The 235-nt window shown below is 68.9% G+C and carries 1 protein-coding gene; it reads right to left on the bottom strand.

Features of this window, described 5'->3' with window-relative positions; genetic code table 11:
• A partial coding sequence (locus IH61_RS42325) for a hypothetical protein (RefSeq protein WP_037974250.1) occupies window positions 1-235 on the bottom strand: 235 nt, incomplete at both ends.

Below are 235 nucleotides of genomic sequence, written 5' to 3'. Positions count from 1 at the left end.
GGTGAGGGCTTCCGCCTTGCCGCCGTCGCCGGGGACGGATGAGACGGTGGCGTCCTTGTGGAACCGGGGGGTGCCGTCGGTGTTGTAGAGGTCGACGTGGGCGGTCAGTCCCTGGGCCGGTGCGGTTCGCTGGTTGACGACGACGACGGAGCGGTTGTCGTAGGAGTACTGGATGTGGAGCGGCTCGTTGGCCTTCTGGGCTCCGAAGTAGGCGCCGCCCTGGTCGCCGTAGCGG

This window comes from Streptomyces sp. NRRL WC-3742 (assembly GCF_000720635.1).
Classification (GTDB): Bacteria; Actinomycetota; Actinomycetes; order Streptomycetales; family Streptomycetaceae; genus Kitasatospora.
This window is presented reverse-complemented; position numbering and strand designations above follow the sequence as displayed.